The organism is Paenibacillus sp. LHD-117, from assembly GCF_030929555.1.
Taxonomy (GTDB): domain Bacteria; phylum Bacillota; class Bacilli; order Paenibacillales; family Paenibacillaceae; genus Pristimantibacillus.
The window spans coordinates 68,563-87,122 of record NZ_JAVFVT010000008.1 but is presented as its reverse complement, the minus strand read 5'-3'; the positions used below and the strand labels follow the sequence as shown (position 1 = coordinate 87,122).

The 18,560-nt window shown below is 55.7% G+C and carries 18 protein-coding genes; 3 read left to right on the top strand and 15 right to left on the bottom strand.

The window, feature by feature from the left end; all coding sequences use genetic code 11:
* Positions 1-7 precede the first annotated feature (7 nt).
* On the top strand, positions 8-1,837 hold the full coding sequence (locus RB620_RS08210; RefSeq protein WP_308093375.1) for an ABC transporter substrate-binding protein: 1,830 nt from the start codon (positions 8-10) through the stop codon (positions 1,835-1,837).
* A gap of 106 nt (positions 1,838-1,943) precedes the next feature.
* Positions 1,944-2,390: a hypothetical protein gene (locus RB620_RS08205; protein WP_308093373.1), complete on the top strand. Its 447-nt coding sequence runs from the start codon at positions 1,944-1,946 to the stop codon at positions 2,388-2,390.
* A 472-nt stretch (positions 2,391-2,862) separates the two neighbouring features.
* On the opposite strand, the gene RB620_RS08200 is transcribed toward RB620_RS08205, so the two are convergent.
* The 14 genes from RB620_RS08200 to RB620_RS08135 all read right to left on the bottom strand — a co-directional run bounded on the left by RB620_RS08200 (position 2,863) and on the right by RB620_RS08135 (position 15,183).
* On the bottom strand, positions 2,863-3,162 hold the full coding sequence (locus RB620_RS08200; RefSeq protein WP_308093371.1) for a DUF3986 family protein: 300 nt from the start codon (positions 3,160-3,162) through the stop codon (positions 2,863-2,865).
* Between the two features lie 290 nt (positions 3,163-3,452).
* Positions 3,453-4,379 (bottom strand): phosphotransferase family protein, encoded by a 927-nt coding sequence (locus tag RB620_RS08195; RefSeq protein WP_308093369.1) that lies wholly within the window; start codon positions 4,377-4,379, stop codon positions 3,453-3,455.
* The gene (locus RB620_RS08190; protein WP_308093367.1) at positions 4,376-4,822 is read right to left on the bottom strand and encodes a YdeI/OmpD-associated family protein; all 447 of its coding nucleotides are present in this window, start codon (positions 4,820-4,822) and stop codon (positions 4,376-4,378) included. The genes RB620_RS08195 and RB620_RS08190 overlap by 4 nt, the downstream gene beginning before the upstream one ends.
* A gap of 217 nt (positions 4,823-5,039) precedes the next feature.
* Positions 5,040-5,789: a glycerophosphodiester phosphodiesterase gene (locus tag RB620_RS08185; protein WP_308093365.1), complete on the bottom strand. Its 750-nt coding sequence runs from the start codon at positions 5,787-5,789 to the stop codon at positions 5,040-5,042.
* A 6-nt stretch (positions 5,790-5,795) separates the two neighbouring features.
* Complete coding sequence (locus RB620_RS08180) at positions 5,796-6,821, bottom strand: CehA/McbA family metallohydrolase (protein WP_308093364.1); 1,026 nt, start codon at positions 6,819-6,821, stop codon at positions 5,796-5,798.
* Positions 6,809-7,279, bottom strand: coding sequence for a hypothetical protein (locus RB620_RS08175; protein ID WP_308093362.1), 471 nt, complete (start codon positions 7,277-7,279; stop codon positions 6,809-6,811). The genes RB620_RS08180 and RB620_RS08175 overlap by 13 nt, the downstream gene beginning before the upstream one ends.
* A 21-nt stretch (positions 7,280-7,300) precedes the next feature.
* The gene (locus tag RB620_RS08170; RefSeq protein ID WP_308093360.1) at positions 7,301-8,143 is read right to left on the bottom strand and encodes an ABC transporter permease; all 843 of its coding nucleotides are present in this window, start codon (positions 8,141-8,143) and stop codon (positions 7,301-7,303) included.
* Entirely contained in the window at positions 8,140-9,312 is a 1,173-nt protein-coding gene (locus RB620_RS08165) for an extracellular solute-binding protein (RefSeq protein ID WP_308093359.1), read from the bottom strand. Before RB620_RS08165 ends, RB620_RS08170 begins: the two co-directional genes overlap by 4 nt.
* Positions 9,309-10,388 carry an ABC transporter ATP-binding protein gene (locus tag RB620_RS08160; protein ID WP_308093358.1) on the bottom strand — a complete coding sequence of 360 codons (1,080 nt, stop codon included), beginning with the start codon at positions 10,386-10,388 and terminating at the stop codon, positions 9,309-9,311. Before RB620_RS08160 ends, RB620_RS08165 begins: the two co-directional genes overlap by 4 nt.
* 15 nt (positions 10,389-10,403) lie before the next feature.
* Entirely contained in the window at positions 10,404-11,228 is an 825-nt protein-coding gene (locus RB620_RS08155; protein ID WP_308093356.1) for an ABC transporter permease, read from the bottom strand.
* Between the two features lie 194 nt (positions 11,229-11,422).
* Positions 11,423-12,424, bottom strand: a complete 1,002-nt coding sequence (locus RB620_RS08150) for a LacI family DNA-binding transcriptional regulator (RefSeq protein WP_308093355.1) — start codon at positions 12,422-12,424, stop codon at positions 11,423-11,425.
* 205 nt (positions 12,425-12,629) lie between these two features.
* A complete protein-coding gene (locus RB620_RS08145; protein ID WP_308093353.1) occupies positions 12,630-13,709 on the bottom strand; it encodes a copper amine oxidase N-terminal domain-containing protein in 1,080 nt (359 codons plus the stop codon).
* 24 nt (positions 13,710-13,733) lie between these two features.
* The gene (locus RB620_RS08140; RefSeq protein WP_308093351.1) at positions 13,734-14,693 is read right to left on the bottom strand and encodes a hypothetical protein; all 960 of its coding nucleotides are present in this window, start codon (positions 14,691-14,693) and stop codon (positions 13,734-13,736) included.
* Positions 14,686-15,183 (bottom strand): RNA polymerase sigma factor, encoded by a 498-nt coding sequence (locus RB620_RS08135; RefSeq protein WP_308093349.1) that lies wholly within the window; start codon positions 15,181-15,183, stop codon positions 14,686-14,688. The genes RB620_RS08140 and RB620_RS08135 overlap by 8 nt, the downstream gene beginning before the upstream one ends.
* Before the next feature lie 215 nt (positions 15,184-15,398).
* On the opposite strand from RB620_RS08135, the gene RB620_RS08130 reads away from it, so the two are divergent.
* A complete protein-coding gene (locus RB620_RS08130) occupies positions 15,399-17,147 on the top strand; it encodes a methyl-accepting chemotaxis protein (protein ID WP_308093347.1) in 1,749 nt (582 codons plus the stop codon).
* Between the two features lie 375 nt (positions 17,148-17,522).
* Here the strand turns inward: RB620_RS08130 and RB620_RS08125 are convergent, their stop codons facing one another.
* The gene (locus RB620_RS08125; protein ID WP_308093523.1) at positions 17,523-18,557 is read right to left on the bottom strand and encodes a glycoside hydrolase family 88/105 protein; all 1,035 of its coding nucleotides are present in this window, start codon (positions 18,555-18,557) and stop codon (positions 17,523-17,525) included.
* Between the last annotated feature and the right edge of the window lie 3 nt (positions 18,558-18,560).

Here is an 18,560-nt window from a genome sequence, read left to right as displayed (position 1 = left end):
GAACACCATGAAGAACAAAGTCAAATTCGGCGCGTTGCTTCTGCTCAGCTTATCCATTGTACTTAGCGGCTGCAAGCTCACGACCAAGAACGACGTATCCGAATCGCCGGCGCCGACCGAAGGAACTGAAGTCGTCGACAGCAATCCGGTAGACATCGAGGTGCTCGGCATGAGCGCCAACGAAGCGGATCTCAACATCATCCGCGACCAGCTGAACAAGAACGGTTTTAACGTGAAGCTGAACGTACAAGCCGATTATAGCAGCTTCAAAGCGCAGCAAGACGCAGGCAACTTCGACGTTGCGTTGTCCGGCTGGACGACGGTAACGGGCAACCCGGACTACGCGGTTCGTTCGCTGTTCAAGACGGGCGGCGACTACAGCATTATGTCCAATCCCGAGATCGACGCGCTGATCGACCAAGCGGCCGCGCAAACGCCGGAAGAATTCGCGGCAACATACAAAGAGTTCGAGCAGAAGCTCGTGTTCGACAACGCGTATATCGCTCCGCTTTACAGCTCGCTGAAGGCCCAAGCGCTGAACCAAGAAGTGCTGAACAAGGATTCCGTACGCCTGTCCAAGTCCCGTTCCCTGCCATGGGAAGAGCTGGACTTCAAGGACCAATCGAAACGCGGCAAAGACGCGCTGGTGCTTCAATCCACAATGCCGACGCTGACGTCGCTTGATCCGATCAAAGGCAACGACGGCTCCATCAACATTATCAATACGAACCAATACGTGCGTCTGGTAAACCTGACGGACGACGACCAAATTACGTCGACCGGCTCGCTGTCGTTGAACCATGCCATCGCGGAAGGCAACTCCGATTACTACTTCATCCTGCGCGACGACATCAACTTCGCGGCGATCAAGGACAAGCTGGCCGTCGACACAGGCGAGCGTGTAGGTTTGGACGACGCGATCTTCTCGCTGAACCGCGCTAAGGACAAAAACTCGGTGCCTGACCACCGCACGTACACGCTGCACGAGCATATCAAATCGGCCGAAGTCGTAACGGATATCGTTTCGCTTGAAGGCATTAAAGTATCCGGCAATGACTTCACGGTGAAGAACGCTCTGGAAGAAGGCCTGGATTCCAAAATTACGGCGCTTGTCTCCGACAAGAACCAAGCCAACAACGCCGAAGGCAAGTACCAGGTCTTGAAAGTAACGACAACGGAGCCGTTCCCGCAAGTGTTGAACTACCTGGCGCATCAATCCGCGGGCATCGTATCCAAGAAACAAGTCGAAGCCATCAACACGTACGACGTCGCGAAGTTCGACCCGAACAAGGACATCCCTTACGGCGACCAAAATACCGTAACGGAAGGCAGCGCGTACAACAATACGCTGTACACGAGCGGCCCTTACATCCTGTCGTCCAAAAACGATTACGAAGCGATCTTCTACAATAACCCGGCCTACATGAAAGGCACGGAGCATGAGCCTAGAATCAACAACATCAAAGTCCGCTTCATCAAAGACGCCGACAGCACGTTGTCCGCGCTTCGCAGCGGCGAGATTCACCTGTACTACGGCGTATCCGAGACGAAATTCGATATCGTGAAGGGCGACAGCAAGCTTTCGCTGCAGACGCTGCCGAGCAACGCAGTTTCCTACCTGCTGTTCAACACGAAGAACCGTCCGATCGCGGAAAGCGCGGATCTGCGCAAAGCCGTGCTGTTCTCCATCAACCAAGACGAGTTTCTCGCATACTACGGCGGCAACAAGTTCAAAGCAACTTCCACGCTTAGCCCGATCGTGAAGACGGGACTTGAGCTGAAAGCCGATGCGGCGAAAGCAAAAGAGTTCCTGAACGCATACAAAGCAAGCAAATAAGGATACGAAAGAGACTGCTCCCGACCGGTCGGCCAACGCCTGATGGTCCGGGAGCGTCTCTTTCGTCTAAGGCCTAATTCGATGCTAATCATAAGGAGTGATCGACATGACGAAAACGAAGCTTTCCCAGTGGGATGCGCTGCAGCTCGAGTCGCTAAAGTCGCTGGGCTGGACGAACGAGCAGCTGATCGAGCGTGTGGGCAGCGGCAACCTGCCGAAGGACGACAGTAAGTTTCAGTTCGACTACGTGGGCATTCGGGCGGTTGCAGCCGAGCAGCCGGATACGTTCAAGGAAGCCGTGGCGAACGGCTACCAGATCAAATACAACACGATCCGCGGCATCCATAGCTGGATCTTCGTCGCGCTTCGGCAGGATGCCGAGCTCATCCTTGAGCCCGGCGCGGAAGCGGTCGTCGCTTCGCTAACGGAGGCGGAAGCGGCTTCGCTCGCTTCCGTGCTCTCGTTCGGCTGGGCGTTGACTGCCGAGGACGGCGCGGCATCGGATGCCGATGGACGCTCCGCTTATCGGATTATGCCTGCGGGGCAGCAATAACTGAAACGTTTGATGTAAAAAGACGACCTTGCGCTCCTTTATCGCGGAGCGCGGGTCGTCTTTTTGTTCATGGCTGCTGGCTGGCTTCGTTTCGGAAGCTGTAGGTACGCGAAACGTACCTGCAGCTCGTTCTTACCTCGATCTGAGGGCTGTAGATACGCGAAACGTACCTACAGCTCGTTCGTGCCCTGATCCGGAGGCTGTAGGTACGCGAAACGTACCTGCAGCTCGTTCGTGCCCCGATCCGGGGGCTGTAGGTGCGCGAAACGTACCTACAGCTTGTTTGTGCCCCGATATGAGGAGCAAACCGAAAACACTCGATAACGCTTCTCCTTTAGTTACCACACATGCATTATTACTAGGATTCCTGCCAAAGTAACAAGAGCGCCCAGAGCCAATAATGAAACAGACTCCCAAGCTAATAACACATAAAATAGTTTGATCCATAACTTTTCGTTCTTCGATTCGCGAGTCATTTGTGCCGATGAGGCAGCAGCACCTTGCTTACCCAATCATGGAACCTTTTTATGACTTGATTCTCTTCCTCGCCAAATAGATATGCGCCAAACACCGGGTCAATATAACCATCCGATTCATGAATGATGCTGTGGCATTCGCCTTCGTCGACCCAATCGTTAAAAAACACATCCCAAATATCGATATGTTTCCTTTGAAAAGCAATTGCTTCTATGGTCTGATCCCCATTAAAATATTCAATATGCCAATGTTTATCTGGGTTGTAGTTCACAAGTTCGAAATAACTCTTGTCCATACTTCATCCCTCTCGTTACCAAGTAATATCCATGCTCATTTCAATTTTAAATAAATTGGAATATTATTTTTTCATATTTATAACCTGCCCCAATCACTAACAAACCCACAATAAACATGACGAGAAATCCTAATGTGTGCAATGTCATGAACTCTGCTAATAATTCCAACACCCATCTTTAAGAGCAATCCCTCCCCTTGTCGCTTTAATATTAAAAAAAACAGCCTTTTCAACGAATGAAAGGCTGTATCTAAATCTATTCTATTTAATTTAAAATCCGTGCTGCACGATTAACACCTCGCCAGCACGCTCTCCAAATAAGCGTCCAAGCGCTTTGCCACCAGTTCGTTCGTGAGGCTAGTGAAGCCGAGGTCGATCCACCCTTGATACACCTCGGGAGTCCAGTAGGCGTAATCGACGAGCGTGGCCAAGTCCCAGTAAGGGTCGTAATCGAACGAATCGCCCGAGTACCGCTGATAGGCCGCCAGAAAGGCATCGGCAACGTCCACGCTGTGAAGCTGACACAGATTGACTCGGCAATGGCCGACATCGATGCCAGCCGGTCCGATGCAGCCGTTCACCCAATCGACGATGCCGCTGATCTCGCCGTCCACCCATAGCATGTTCGTCGGATGGTAGTCCCGGTGGATGAATCTCGGCACAAAAGAAGGTTTAGGTCCCATTAAAATGTCGATGGCCCTTTTCCACTGATCCGGAATGGCTGTCCAGGCTGTCGCATCGAACCTGGCAGGATTGCTGTACGCGCCGTATTTCCAAGGGAAACCCTCCCTCCCTACACTCGCTCCCGCGTGCAGCTGCGCAAGCTTGCCGGCCATGCGATCCGTCCATAGCGTCACATTTTCAGGCTCCAGCACAACCTGCCCTTCCAAATGCGTCATCAGCAAGGTCGGCAGTCCGCATTCGTTTCCTGTTTCATCGTAAGCGACGACTTCCGGCGCCAGAACGCTGGGCGTTCCCGAAGCCCTGCGCAAACTTTCCGCTTCGTGCCTCGCCAGATCAGGTTCGTTCTGCAGCCACTCCTTGTCCGTAAACTGCCGGAGCACGTACTGGCAGCTCTTCCCCTGCACGTCCAGCATCACTCGATGGATGGGCGTGGATACCCCGCCTTTCAACCGTTCGACCGAATGCGCTTTCGCTTCGGGATGCACCGCTCTTTCGATCCATTTCAACGTACGCTCCTCGATCGCGGCCATCATATCTTCCCTTCGATCAGCGATAGGATCGACTTGTCGATGCGGCGTTTGCGGGTCTCTTCCGTCTTCGCCCCTTCGATCTGCAGCACGATCCTGCGCCTGTTGCTGTAAGACAATCCGTCGAAGAAAACCTTGGCCGACTGCGCGCTGCCCAACGCTTCGGCGAAATCGTCAGGCACAACGAGCTCGCGCGGTTCCATATCGAGCGCAATTTCGACCTCCACTTCATCTCCTGCCGAGACGCCCGCGGCTCCCCTGTTCTCTGCGCTTAGCGGCAGCATGTATTTGCCTCCGTAAACGGCAACCGTGCTCCGATATGTATGTCCGCCGATCGTTACGTTCACAGCCGGCTTCTTGCCCTGCTCAAGCGCTTCAACCGCTTCTGCGGGCACCTCAAATCCGGTAGCTGTTTTGCCCCCAAGCTCAATTACTGTCCTAAATTTCATCCTTCTAACCTCCTCCTGCGCGTGTTCCGATTATAGATGATCGGCATCTTGCCTATTCTCAAAATCATACGAAAATGTTTCTCTGTATTCAACCACTAAAGACATGGACAAAAAAAAGACCGCGGGTCGTTTCTCGCCCGCGATCAGCTATTGAAGCGCAATAACCGGATGGTGTATCGGTCCTTTGCGTACTACTCCTTGCTTCGCCGCTTTCCCTTCAACGGCGCTGGCCTCTCTTTAGCTCCATCGCCAGATCAACGCGGCGTGTCGTGACGGAGCGGACGCCCATCGCGGCCAAAGCCGCCATCTGGTCAGGCTCGTCGACCGTCCACGCGTAGATCGGCAGCCCGCAGTCGCCCGCCGAAGCGACCAGCTCCTTCCGAACCAGTCGGTGATGGATGTTGATTCCGAAGCAGGAGGCGGCCTTGGCGGCTTCGATTGTCCGCTTCATCGCTTCCGAATAAGTCAGGGTAAGGAACCATTCCGCGTCGGCATTGAGCAGCCTCGGCAGCCAGGGCGCCTCGGCTTCCGCCAGAAGCACCCGGTCCGCGCCGCAGCCGCTCAGGAACGCCTGGTCCTCCAGACCATATTTCCGCACCGCTGCCGCAGCCGGCGCGATGGCTTCGTTTACTTTGATATCCAGATTCACGCGGCGGCCCGCGTCGCGAACGATCGCAAGCAGTTCGTCGAGCGTTCCGAGCCGGATCGTCTCGCTGCTACTGGCATGCGCCGGAATCATATCCACTCGGCGGAGTTCTTCATAGGAGGAAGATGAAATGCCAAGCTGCGTGCCGTCCTTCAACGTTACAATCTCGTCATGGAACAGTACGGGAACGCCGTCCCGCGTAACGCGAATGTCATCCTCGACAATGTCGGCTCCGAGCGCGATTCCCGCTCGAGCGGATCCGGCCGTATTGTCCGGTTCGCCCATGCAGCCGGTATGTGCCGTAATCAGAGGAAATGCCATAACCGTTCACCCCTTGCTCAAATTCGCTGCCCGTTCCCCGGCAAAATAGATGGCATTGGTAAATGCGATGCGCACATGCGCGCCGCGGACGATTCCCCACAGCTCGGCTCTCGCCCACCGCAGCCCGGCCGCGTTGAATATCAGCTCGTACTCGCCGGAGCAGGCATCCGCCTGCGTGACGGCCAACTCGCCGGCTCCGCCCACGAGCTTCACCGCGAGCGGTGCTTCCGGCAATTCCCACAGACCGGGCCGCACGTCGAAATCGATCTTCACTCGGGCGGTCACCCGAAGCCCCTGTCCCCTGCCGATTTGCAGCGTATCTCCCGTCGTGCGGACTTCGCCGCCAGCCTCCACCGTCCACTCCAGCAGCGGTCCGGTCGTGACGGACGCCCTTCCTTGCGCTAGTGCTTTGACCGCCTTATCGGCAATCGTTCCCGGCGCGGCCGCGTCGATCCCGAGGTACGTCACGGAAACAGGTTCCTCCGTAACCGTCTGTTCATGCCAGTCGCGGCCGGAAACGGCGGAGATGCGCAGGCCGGCATTCAGCCGGTCGGTCCATAGTTCGAAGGCGCGCGCATTGGCCGTCTTGATCTGCGGGAACGTTCCCGACCAAACTTCGATATAATCGACCTTCGTCCAGTCGCGTATCTCGTATTCCCAGAAGCATCCGGTGCAGATCGGACTGCCTACCCGGAACGGATGCGCCATGCCGGCCAGCCCACCCTGATCGTGAATGCGCGCAAGACCCTCCTCGAGCCCTTCCGGACCATAAGCCCGCCAGTCCGCATAATCCGACATGCCGATCGTCACCATATGCCCGTAAAAGGTCGTCCATTCCATGCCGGGAATAATGGCGATTCCCGTCTCTCGCTCGATCTCCGCGCGTTCCCGCAGACCGCTCATCGTGTTGTGATCGGTCAATGCGATGCATGCGAAGCCGAGTCCCGCCGCGCCGGCGGCCAGCTCGCGCAGCGTCTGCCGGCCGTCGCTGTGCAGGGTATGGGTGTGAAGCTCGCAGGCTATCCAGCGCATTCGTCCGCCTCCTCCCCCCAAACCTGCAGCTCGTAATCGCAGGTCTCGGTCACAACGGCGTGCAGACTGACGGTTATTGCCCACATGCCGGGCTTGATCGGACCCGGCTCCAGACCGGGAGAAGCTTCGGCCTTGGCTAAATGCAGAAGCTGCTGAGGATCGTGGCGGTGGGCCGATCCCCGATGCCCCTGCGGGTCGTCGACGGACAGCGTCAGCAGATTTTTGAGCGGCAGATAGGCTTCCCAATTGCCTTTGGCAGCTTCCAGCTGACCGGGAAGCGTATAACGCTCCAGGCTTTCATCAATTAGATTCCGGCTTCTGTCCCGCGAATCCAGCTCCTTCGGCGAGTAGCGAAACCGGACAACGAGACGGGCAGTTGGCCGAAGAACGGCGAACCGGTAAGAAATATGGCTTCGGGAGCAGACAGGCGTCACTTGACCCGAGATGTTTAAATACATGGTCTTACCCCCTTAACCTTGTCAATTGGAGGGCGAATCCTCCTTCACCATGGAACGGATGTAGAAATAACCCATCACGGAGCAGAGCAGGAACAGGAACACCGCGATCGCCGAAGCTTGCTCCGCCTCCTGATACACGCCGAAGACTTGCTCCATCGCTACGCCCAGCATCTGCGGCGCATTCGGCCCGACGAGAAACGGCGCGGTGAACGACCCGATAACGCCCATGAATACGAAGGTCAGCGCGACGAGCAGCGTCTTGTAGGAAAGCGGCAAGATAATCCGGAAGAAGACGGCCAGCCGCCCGGCTCCGATGTCTCGCGCGCTTTCGATCGTGGAGTCGTTAATGCTCGCGAGTGCCGAGGAAAGAAGCATGGTCGTGAACGGGATATTGAACCACAGATTGGCGAGCAGAATTCCCTTCTCGTCGAAGATCACGCGCGGCATATCCGCGCCGAAGAGCAGGCTTAAGAAGCTGGCGAGCCAGCCGTGGTTTCCGTACATATTAATTAGCCCGTAAGTCGCGATAACGCCCGGTATGAACATCGGGATCATGTACGTCCGCTTGATCGCCCGAACAAACCATCCGGTACTAAAGCGCATATAGACGGCAAGCGCATAGCTGACGGCAATCACGAACAGCACGGAAATGACGGTGATCTTCATCGTGAACCAAATATTGTTGACCATTCCTTTGTCGGTGAACAAATAAATATACCGCGAAAAATCATAACCACCGGCATCGTTACGGAAGCTTTCGACGGCGGACAGCACGATCGGAACGATGACGACCAGAAGCAGAATAAGAAAAGAAGGGATGACGAGAAGTAGTCCCAGCATCCCTGTTTTTATTTTCCCGTTCATTGTGCCGCTACATCGCTTTGCCAGCGTTTTTGCAATTCCTTGGACAGATCTCCAAGGTTGAAAGTGCGATAGCCTTCGGCTACGCCTTTGAACTCATCCTGGATCTCCTGCGGCATATCCGACATCTTGATTCCCGGGAAGCCGTGCATTTTGCGTACGATGACCGATTGGGCTTCCGGCGTAAGAATGAAGTCGAGGAATTCAGCAACGGCTTCCTTCTTCTCGGACAAAGCAGGCACCATGAGATAAGTAGGTCCGCCGTTAAAGCCAGGATTAAGCTGCTTGAGCACGGTCGATTTCGGCAGCAGGCCCTTGTCGATTTGTTCAAGACCCATATCGGACCAGGCCGGGATCATATCCACTTCGCCTCTGGCGAGCAGATCCAGCGTTCCCTGATTTTTTTTCGGATAAATGCCTTTCCCATACACATTCGGTCCAAGCTCCTTCAGCAACTGGAAACCTTCGTCCCATTGGGACATAATAGAAGGGTCGGAATTGCTCGTGGAACCTTCCGGCAAAAAGTTGTAAACGGCCGATTGGACAAACGAATCTCCCGCTCCGCCCGTCGAAGGATCGTTGTAGGCGAACTTGCCGGGATGGTTACGAATCCAGTCATAAAGCTCGTCCAGCGTGCTCGGTGCATCCTTGACGACATCGCCGTTATACGCCAGCACAACTGCGGAAGCGCGGTAAGGGATCGCCTGGTTTCCGACGTTTTCCAGCGTCTTCACGTCCACATGTTCCAAGTTCGGGATCGACTCGTTCGAGAGCGTATCCCACAATTCTTCCTTCTGTCCCTTCGAAACGTCGCCAAGACCGCCTTCATAGAGATCGATGTCGCCCGAGCCTTTGCCGGCTTGCTTGGCGGCGATGAGGCGATCCAGCGTCGGCTGCGCCGCCGTACCGGATGGCAGGTAAACCTCCTTGACCTTCACGTTCGGATTCTGCTTTTCGAACATCGGTATGAGCGTATCCCACAGCTCCTTGACGTTCTGCGAGCCGGAGAAATAAAACGAAAATTCGGTTGTAACGCCGCTTCCGCCTGCGTTTCCATCGACCGCTTCAGCGCCGCCGGTGTCGGCCGAACCGTTGTTGCCGCAGCCGGCCAGCATGGATACAGCAAGTACAGGTACAACAATCGAGGCTGTTAGTTTTTTTCTGGATATCATAAATGATTTCCTCCTTTTAATGGTTGGATGGCTCCGGATTCGGAAAAGACGAGCGTTCGGGAAAAATCGACGTTGAGCGGCTGGCCGGCATCCAGTCCAGCTACCGATTGACGCGGCTGAAACGACCGGATCGTTCCCAGGCCGGGCAGCTCCACAGATACTTCGGCGTAATGACCCAGCACCATAATTTGTTTCACGTTGCCTGCAAGGCTGTCATCCTGTCCTTCCGTAAAGCGGACGTCCTCGGGCCGTACCGCTACGGTGACCTCGCTGCCGTTCCGGCTGTCGGAAACATCGTGCGGGATTCGCCGTTGTCCGACCTTGATTCCGTCCTGCTCCACCACCCCCTTTAAGAAATTCATTTTGCCAATAAATTGCGCGACATATAGACTGGCCGGACGGTCGTAAATGTCCTGAGGCGCGGCGATCTGCTCGATCCGGCCTTGATTCATGACAACGATTCGATCGGATAAGGACAATGCCTCCTCCTGATCGTGGGTGACGAATACCATGGTCAAGCCGATCTTGGCTTGAATCTCGCGCAGCTCCTCCCGCATTTCATGGCGAAGCTTGGCATCAAGCGCCGAGAAGGGCTCGTCCAGCAGCAGCACGGCCGGCTTGAGCAGCAGAGACCTGGCGAGCGCTACCCGCTGCTGTTGTCCGCCGGACAGCTGACTAGGAAACTTCTGCTCCGATCCGGGGAGCCGGACCAGCGCCAAAGCCTCTTCGACTGCCCGACGAATCTCTTTGGCCGGCGTCTTGCGGATTTTCAGGCCGAAGGCCAAATTATCGAATACCGTCATGTGCGGCCACAGATTGTAGCCTTGAAAAACCATGGAGGTCGGGCGCTTCTCCGGCGGCAACTGGTGTACGCATCTGCCTTCGATCTGAATGTCCCCCGAATCCGGCTGCAGAAATCCGCCGATGCTCCGCAGCACGGTCGTTTTGCCGCAACCCGAAGGACCCAGCAGCGTAACCAGCTCGCCTTTCTGAATATCCAGAGAGATATCCGATACTCCCTCTCCCGTCTTATATCGCTTGGTTAGCGATCGAACCGATAACTGTGTCGTGGTCATGCCTTCACTCCTCCGTTACTTGAGCTTGAATCCGCTGGAGAGCACGTCGGCGCTAACGAATCGCTGTGCAGCCAGCAGCAGGATAACCGTCGGCGTGGTCAGCAGAATCGAGAACACCGCCCCGGCGTTACTCGGAAAATCGGTAATGATGGAATACATAATGATCGGCATCGTCTTAAAATTCGGTATGCCAACCAAAAACGTCCCCTGCGCCTCGTCGAGCGAATTCAGAAACGTAAAAATCGAGGCTACTAGAATAGCCGGACTGGCCATTGGCAACGTGATGGAGCGGAATACGCGCATCGGACTGGCGCCGACGTCGCGGGCCGATTCCTCCTGTGCCTGATGAATGCTGCGAAATGCGGCCGACGGAATCCAGGTCATGTACATCAGCACGTTGACGATATGGATAAGGACAACCCCCGCGAGCGTGTTCATCAGCCCGATTTTGTAAAACAGGACGGCGATTGCTACGTACAGGCCCATCTTCGGGAACGCGTGCGTCAGCAAGAAGGAAAAAAGAAAAAAACGGCTGAGCGGAAAGCTAAGTCTTGCGAACGCGTAGGCCGCTGGTACGCAGATGATGATCGATAACACGGTTACGATGGTCGCAATCAGGAAGGATAAGCCGATCGATTTCGCAATGTCGTCCTGCTGAAATACGAACCACCACCATTTGATCGACCAGGTTTGCGGCAGAGCCGCCGGGAACCTCCATTGGTCGCTGAATGCCAGAATGAGCAAATTAAGCAGCGGACCCATAAAAAAAACGACGAACAAAACCAGCAGCACGAATTCGATGATTTTACGCGGGCCTAAGGCCTGGAAGTACCAGCGCATGTCAAACTCCTTTCATGTGATAAATTGTGGGAACGTTCTCACATTAGTGAGGGAACGTTCCCACACATGGAACAGGGAGTTCCACGTTGCACCGGGTTACATGTTCGAGCTACCCTTCGCTTTTAAGAATAAGGGTGCTTTGTTCGCTCATTGTCAAACCTAGTTATAGTTCTTGTAAAAGGTTTCTCTTCCCTTCAGGTGGACTGCCGGATGATCAGCTGCGGCTCCTGTTCGATCGTTCGCGCGTCGTACGCCTCCTCCTTCATCAGCTTGTCGAGTATAATGACGGCATCGTGCCCCATTTTTGCGGTATCGACGGCAATCGTTGTCATTGAGGGCTGATACATCGACGCCAGATCTACGTTGTCGTACCCCATCACAGCCACCTGCCCCGGTATCTGGATTCCGCGTTCCGCCAAAACCTTCATCGCGCCGAGCGCCATCATGTCGTTGGTACAAAACAAGGCCGTAAATCCCTCCCGCACAAAATGAGCCCAATTCAATTCCAGCGTCCGGTATCCGGATTCGAAGGTGGAGGCCTCGGAGGAGTAAACGGAAGACGCGTCCAGCGGTTTGCCGAGCTGCTCCAGCATCGTCCTGAAGCCGCTGGATCTCAGAAAATGGCTTCGATGCTCCTGGGGACCTTCCATCATGGCGATCCGTTCATGGTTCCTCTCCAGGTACTCCGCCGCAAGTCTTCCGCCCTTCTCATCCTGATTGACAATATGGATGACCTCTTCGTCCTCGGTCGTGCCGTTGACCATCAAATAAGGAACGCCGAAGCTCTTAATATATTCGATGACATTATTACGCAGGCGGCTGATCAGAATCAATCCGTCGACCCGTTTCTCCAGCATGAAGTCTGCGGACCGCAGCGACATCTCCTTATCTGTCGTCACAAAGACGGAATAGCCTAGCGCTCCGGCCGACTCCAGAATTGCATCGAGAATTTTGCCGTACAGCGGATGGGAAGCGATCGGCTGGTGATCGCGATAGATAATGACGCCTATGTTTTTCGTGCGCTTCGATACCATCGCGCGGGCAACCGCATTCGGCTTATATTGGAGCTCGCGGATCGTGTTCAAAATCTTTTCCTTTGCTTCCGGGCTCGCATATCCGTTGCCCGTGACAACCCGCGAAACCGTGGATTTGGACACGCCTGCCAATCTGGCTATTTCCTTAATCGTCGGTACCATTCGCATTCTCCTGTTCGTCGATTCTTTAAGCTTCTCCCTAACAGTGTAACAGAAGGATCATTAAGGTTTAGATAATATTTTTGAATCCCTTCCAAAAATCCATTTCAAAAATAACTCTTAAATCCGGCTTATCCTTCGAAAAAAAGAGATCGGAATATCCCCTTCCGAGGAAATTCCGATCTCATCTAGCATCTTCGAAAAAGACCTATTTCACGATCTTCACGCCATTCAACTCGATCAGGTCGTCCGCCGCGAGGAAGGTGACGCCGCCTTTCACCACGGAGGCTGCGAGCAGATCGCGCGTCTCGCCGTCTGCCGTCGTCACTTCGGAGCCGCGCGCGGTAAAGCTGTATAGCACGCTGTCTCCGCTCAGCACTTCGATGCCGCTCGTCTTCGCGTCCCACTTGATCTCGTAGCCCAGCGCTTCCGCCAGCTTCCGCAGCGGCAGCATGAGCTGGCCGTCCTTCGCATATGTCGCCTCGGCCTCGGACAGTACCAAAGCTTCTCCGTTCACGGCGATTCCATCCAAATCCGCTTCAACGTAACCCGCGTATTCGTAAGGGAAAGCGACGACCTTCCGAGCTGCTGGCGACGCTTGCTCTCCGTCCGCCGCTGGCGCTTGCTCCCATACGAGCACCTTGCTGCCCGGTCTGAGCATGTCGACGGTGATGATGTTTTTCGTCAGGAACGGAAGCAGCGTCGTTTCTTTCGTCACGGTAACCTCGGAATCTTGGTTCGTCTTCAGGACGACGCTGCCGTCCGCGCCTTTCTTCACGCTCTCCACCTCGGCATACGACGGTACGGCGAAGTCCGCCGGGATACCCGCGATGATCAGCTCGGCGTTCGAGATCGGAGGCAAGCTCATCGTCATCGCCGGACCTACGTAAGCGTATAGCGTCTCGTTCTCGCGAATATCCTCCAGCGCGATAGGGAGTCCGTCCACCGCATCAAGAATGCGCGTATTCTCGCCAATATTTAAGACGATCGACGGGAACTCTGCGTTTTCATTGTTGTTTTCAAGCGTGATCCGGTTCTCTTCGATCGAAGCGGCTTGGCCGTAGACGCGAACCGGCGCCAGCTTGTTCTGATGTGCGATCACATAGTTAGGCGCGCTGATCGGCACGACCTCCCCGTTGATCGGCGCGCTAATCGGGATGATTTCACCGGTAATCGGTGCGCTGATCGGCACAATCTCCAGCGGCTGCGCGGCAGCCAGGGAAGCTCCGCAAGCCAGGCAAGATACAGCGGTTAGCGTTACGAAAGCTTTTTTCATCGTCGTTTTCATCGTCATTCATCCTTTCAATACTATTTAGCGGAATAGATGCGAATTTGTCTCCATCCAAGAATCGGGAAGCGCGTAGGCGCCGTCCCCGATCGTTACTATCTTCATGTCGGGGAAAATATTCATATCGATCGACGTGCCGTCCTTCAGCGCCCAGCGCAGCACATTCGTCTTGCCCGAGGACTGCGCCAACGCCAGCTGATCGTGCAGCTCGTTCGTCAGCTCGCTAACGGGCTCGCATGCGGTGATACGGTCGATCCAATCGCGTAAATCCTTCTTCGCGAGCCAAACATGGAGAAGCTGTTTACCGGGTTGATCGAGCAGTTCCACCCGCTCCGCCAGACGGCCGAGCTTCGCCTGCTTCACGTAATCGCCTGCCGGGATCATGCTGCCGTCCGTCTTGCCTGCGAGCTGCGCGATATAGGTGCTTCCTTCATGCGCGACCGCAAGCCTGAACCCCGGCTCGTAGCCGGGCAGCTCGTATAACGAGCCCCCCATTAAGTAGGTCGCCCCAAAGTCCCGCTTCGCGTATCCGTTCACTCCTCCCGCTTGCAAATCCGCCGAGATGTCGTAATCCAGCATCCCAAGAGGTTCGCCTTCTTCGATCTTGAGGGCTGACAGATCGAACGGCGCGCCGTCGTTCAGAAACGTGTAGCGGCTGCCGTTATAATTCAGAAACTTAGAAACTCCCCCCGCATCAAAGGCTCGCGGTGTGCCGCGCGGAAGGCCAAACTCGGCTGCAAGCGGCGCCACGACGGGCTTCAGCAGCGGAATCGCCGCTTCCTCCTTGTCCTGCAGGAAGGCCGGAATCGCGACGATTGCGAAGAGCAAGCAAGCCAGCGCGGGCAACGCGATCCGATAACCGCGTCTCCAGAACGCCTTCGGCTTCGCCTTACCCGGATTCAGAATCCGATTCAGCATCCGATCCGTCTGGGTTTTCGTAGGGCCTATTTTGGCTAGGCGGTCGATTAGCTCCTGCTCAGTCATCGCCTTCACCACCTATCTGCAGCTTCAGGAGCTTCCGGCCTGTATGTAGCTGCGTGCGGATCGTCGCTTCCTTGACGGAGAGCAGATCCGCGATTTCCTTCGTGCTGTACCCTTCGTAATAAAACAAATAAATCGGCAAACGGTATTTCGCAGGCAGGGCCAGCACCTCGCCGAGCGTCTCGTCATGCCTGATTTCCTCCGCCAGCAGCCTCTGATCGGCCTCCTCCAGCGTCGTCCGCATGCGCCTCCACCAGTGCTTCAGCATATTACGGCAGTGATTGCGGGCGGTCACGATGAGCCAAGCCTTCTCGTGCTCGTTGTCCCGGAAGGTCATGTCCGACTGCATCAGCTTCAGGAAGGCGGTCTGCGTCGCTTCTTCGGCGTCGACCACGTTCTTCAGCAGCATGAAGCTGACTTTGTAGACGGTGTGGGCATGCCGTCGGTAGATTTGAGCGATGTCCTTGCCCGTACGCTGCAAGGGATCCTCCATGCTGAATTGCCCCCCTTCTCTATTAACACAAACGAGACTGGCGGATTGTTTGGTGCAGTTTAAAATATTTTTTTTGCCAGGTTTCGATTTACTGCAGTAATCGTCTCATCTGTCGATTCGTGTCGTTCTTAATAAAAACCAAACGATTTCCTGCGTATTTCGCTAACAATTAGCCTCTATGATAAAAGCACTATCATAGAGTGGGGTGTCCTGAATTGTTCAAATGGCTGAAGCAAAAAAGCTTGCTCGCAACTAGCTCCATCGTCCTAACCATCCTCTTCCTCATGATCATCGCGATCATGGCGGCGCTTATGTACGTCGCGCAGAAAAACGCGGCTTACCATGAATTCGAGCAGCTTGGAGACAAGCTCAGAGCTCAGGCGCAGGCTAACGCGAACCTGATCGAGCCGCTGGCAGGAGCCATCAATGCGGGACAGGAAGCGCAAGAGAATGAAGCCGCGATTCTGAAGCGGCTGCTGAACGGCATGACCGACGACGATACGATGACGAACGCTTATTATATGTCCGCGATCTCCTCCGTGCAGGAGGGTGCACCGCATTTGACGAACCTCCAGGTCAGCGATTCCTTGAGCGAGGCCGGAAGTGCGATCGGGGATGAATTCGCCGCGAACGAACGTTTTTTTGCGGGATATGAGCGTACCATAACGGGCAACTCCCATCTGACCGAATCGTATACAGACGAATACGGCACTTGGATCACTTACATGGCTCCGATCCTGAACGCGAAGGGCGAGCCGATCGCCGTGTTCGGACTGGACTACGATTACGATAAAGTCGAGGCGCGCATGAACAGGCTGCTCCTCCAGGCGGTTGTTATTGGCCTGTTGGCCGCGCTGCTGGCGATTGGCCTCATGGTCCCGCTCGTGCGGATGGCCGTCAAGCCGCTGCGTTTGCTGCGGGACACCGCCAAACAAGCCGCTTGCGGCGACCTGACCGTATCCGTACCCGTCACGAACAACAACGAAATAGGCCAAGCGGCCCGCTCCTTTAACGAGATGATCGGAAGTCTGCGCGAATTGACGGTCAGCATGAAGCAATCCTCGCGCGAGGTCGGCGAATCGTCGCGCAGCCTGAAGGAGACGGCCGGCCAGACCGCCCTCGCCACGAACGAAATTACCGAGTCGATCCAGAACGTCGCCATCGGTACGGAGACGCAGCTCGTCAGCTCGCAGGAATGCCAGACGGCCATAACCGAGATGGCCGTCGGCATTCAGCGCATCGCCGAATCGACAGGCGTCGTGTCGGAGCTGGCTGTCGATACGGCCCAGCTCGCGGCGGAAGGCGGCATCGTCATCGACCGCACCGCCCAGCAGATCGAACGGTTGGAGCAGCATATCGTGCTCGCGGCCGAATCGATGCGAGAGCTGAACGGCTACAGCAACCGGATCGGCGACATTCTGACCCACATCGGAGAAATTGCGGGCCAGACGAACCTGCTCGCGCTGAACGCTTCCATCGAAGCGGCGCGCGCCGGAGAGCATGGCAAAGGTTTCGCCGTCGTGGCCAACGAAATTCGCAAGCTGGCCGAACGTTCGAAGGAGTCGTCCGAGGAAATAGCGGGCATTCTGCAGGCGATCAGCAACCGTTCAGGCTCGCTGTCCACGTCACTAGAGAACTCCGCGGCGGAAGCGCGCGAAAGCACAAGCCTGGCAAGCATCTCCGGCGAATCGTTCCGCTCGATCCTGGAGGCGGTCGGCCAAGTCAGCTCGCAGGTCCAAGAGGTATCCGCCGCTTCGGAGCAAATGTCCGCCAGCAGCCAGCAAATCGCCGCATCGCTAGAGGAGCTGGCCCGCATCGCGCATACGTCCGCCGGCCACTCCCAGCAAGTCGCCGCCGCTTCCGAGGAGCAGCTCGCGTCGGTCGAGGAAGTCGCCGGAGCCGCTGAGCAACTTCGCACGCTCGCTGCCGACCTGAACGAAGTGGTCAGCCGGTTCCGGGTGTAGTGGTTTCGTATGACGCGATCAAGCCGTACAAACCAAAAAAGCATCTTCCGACGGCTGTAGGCCGCTGGAAGATGCTTTTTTATATGTTGAATTACATCACTGCTAGTCGAACGATCCTAAAAACGGTTGCCATTACGGTTGATCTAGAATGCTAACGGAAGCAGTTGACGCTATTCGGCTCATTTTGTCCGATTTAACTATCTAACGGATTTAGGGGGCCTTATTTCTGTTTCTCAGTCTGAAAAACGCCATTTTCAATAGAATAAGAGCTCTCTGTTCCGTTACATATCCATATTGGCTCATAATCGCATATTAAGAGCGCTGATTTCCGTTAGATCATCGAATGGAATAGTTACGGTCATTTCGGAGTGGCCACTAGTCGAACACTCTCGCCTTCGTCTGCAGCAGATCGCTGAAGAAGACGAGCGCGAGCCCCTGACCCCAGCCTTGAATCCGCTTGTACGACGTGTCCTTATAGCCCTGCGCGTCGTGCATGACGGCGGTGCCGGCGGATACGCCCCGCACGGTACCGTCTTCGGCTACCTGCGACAGCAAACCGTCGATCGCCTTTTGCACATATTTGTTATAGAGGTTGCCCCGCGACAGCAGCCCCACCGCGATGCCGGCCGAACCCGACGTCTCCAGGTAGGATGTCGGATCGTTGAGCACCGTATGCCACAGTCCCTCCGGCGATTGGAGCCGGACAAGCGCGCTCAGCTGATCGCGCAGCGAACCTTCGATGATCATGAACGCCGGCAAAGCTACATCGACATGCCCGAGCGCCTTCGCCATCGTCAGCGCCGCCCACGAATTGCCGCGCGCCCAGTACACCGCCGACATATGGTTCTGCGCGATATGGTCCCAGCCGTGGTAATACAGATTGGTCACCGGATCCTGGAGATATTTCTCGTGGCCATGGTATTGGTTGATGCCGTCCATCATGTAATCGTCGCGTCCGAGCGCTGCTCCCATGCGAGCCAGGAACAATCCCGCCATCATCATCGTGTCGACCCAAGCCTGCTCCGGGAAGTTGTACGTTTCCGAATTGACGGTATGCTGGAAAATGCCTTCGGCGAACCGGACGGCTTCGTGCTTCAAATATTCGGCCATCTTGACGGCGACGTCCATGTACCGTTCGTCTCCAGTCGCCTTATATAACGTAATCAGACAGTGGCCGATGGAGACGCCGTTCACGGACAGCTTCGGCAGCCCGTCCTCCAGCTTCTCGTCCACCCATTCCTTCAGAAGCGCGATATACTTCTCCTCGCCCGTCGCTTCATAGGCGCAGGCGACGCCGTAGAACGCCACCCCGCCGGGCCAATCCCAGTTAAAATCCATGCGGAACGTACGCTCCACGATTCTGTCGATAACATCACGAATATGTTGTTCGTCGAATTGCAGCGGAGGCATAAT

Excerpts from the sequence above, each read along its gene's own strand:
- RB620_RS08210 (WP_308093375.1), top strand. The coding sequence starts at position 8 with ATGAAGAACAAAGTCAAATTCGGCGCGTTGCTTCTGCTCAGCTTATCC.
- RB620_RS08205 (WP_308093373.1), top strand. The coding sequence starts at position 1,944 with ATGACGAAAACGAAGCTTTCCCAGTGGGATGCGCTGCAGCTCGAGTCG.
- RB620_RS08200 (WP_308093371.1), bottom strand. The coding sequence starts at position 3,162 with ATGGACAAGAGTTATTTCGAACTTGTGAACTACAACCCAGATAAACAT.
- RB620_RS08195 (WP_308093369.1), bottom strand. The coding sequence starts at position 4,379 with ATGATGGCCGCGATCGAGGAGCGTACGTTGAAATGGATCGAAAGAGCG.
- RB620_RS08190 (WP_308093367.1), bottom strand. The coding sequence starts at position 4,822 with ATGAAATTTAGGACAGTAATTGAGCTTGGGGGCAAAACAGCTACCGGA.
- RB620_RS08185 (WP_308093365.1), bottom strand. The coding sequence starts at position 5,789 with ATGGCATTTCCTCTGATTACGGCACATACCGGCTGCATGGGCGAACCG.
- RB620_RS08180 (WP_308093364.1), bottom strand. The coding sequence starts at position 6,821 with ATGCGCTGGATAGCCTGCGAGCTTCACACCCATACCCTGCACAGCGAC.
- RB620_RS08175 (WP_308093362.1), bottom strand. The coding sequence starts at position 7,279 with ATGTATTTAAACATCTCGGGTCAAGTGACGCCTGTCTGCTCCCGAAGC.
- RB620_RS08170 (WP_308093360.1), bottom strand. The coding sequence starts at position 8,143 with ATGAACGGGAAAATAAAAACAGGGATGCTGGGACTACTTCTCGTCATC.
- RB620_RS08165 (WP_308093359.1), bottom strand. The coding sequence starts at position 9,312 with ATGATATCCAGAAAAAAACTAACAGCCTCGATTGTTGTACCTGTACTT.
- RB620_RS08160 (WP_308093358.1), bottom strand. The coding sequence starts at position 10,388 with ATGACCACGACACAGTTATCGGTTCGATCGCTAACCAAGCGATATAAG.
- RB620_RS08155 (WP_308093356.1), bottom strand. The coding sequence starts at position 11,228 with ATGCGCTGGTACTTCCAGGCCTTAGGCCCGCGTAAAATCATCGAATTC.
- RB620_RS08150 (WP_308093355.1), bottom strand. The coding sequence starts at position 12,424 with ATGGTACCGACGATTAAGGAAATAGCCAGATTGGCAGGCGTGTCCAAA.
- RB620_RS08145 (WP_308093353.1), bottom strand. The coding sequence starts at position 13,709 with ATGAAAACGACGATGAAAAAAGCTTTCGTAACGCTAACCGCTGTATCT.
- RB620_RS08140 (WP_308093351.1), bottom strand. The coding sequence starts at position 14,693 with ATGACTGAGCAGGAGCTAATCGACCGCCTAGCCAAAATAGGCCCTACG.
- RB620_RS08135 (WP_308093349.1), bottom strand. The coding sequence starts at position 15,183 with ATGGAGGATCCCTTGCAGCGTACGGGCAAGGACATCGCTCAAATCTAC.
- RB620_RS08125 (WP_308093523.1), bottom strand. The coding sequence starts at position 18,557 with ATGCCTCCGCTGCAATTCGACGAACAACATATTCGTGATGTTATCGAC.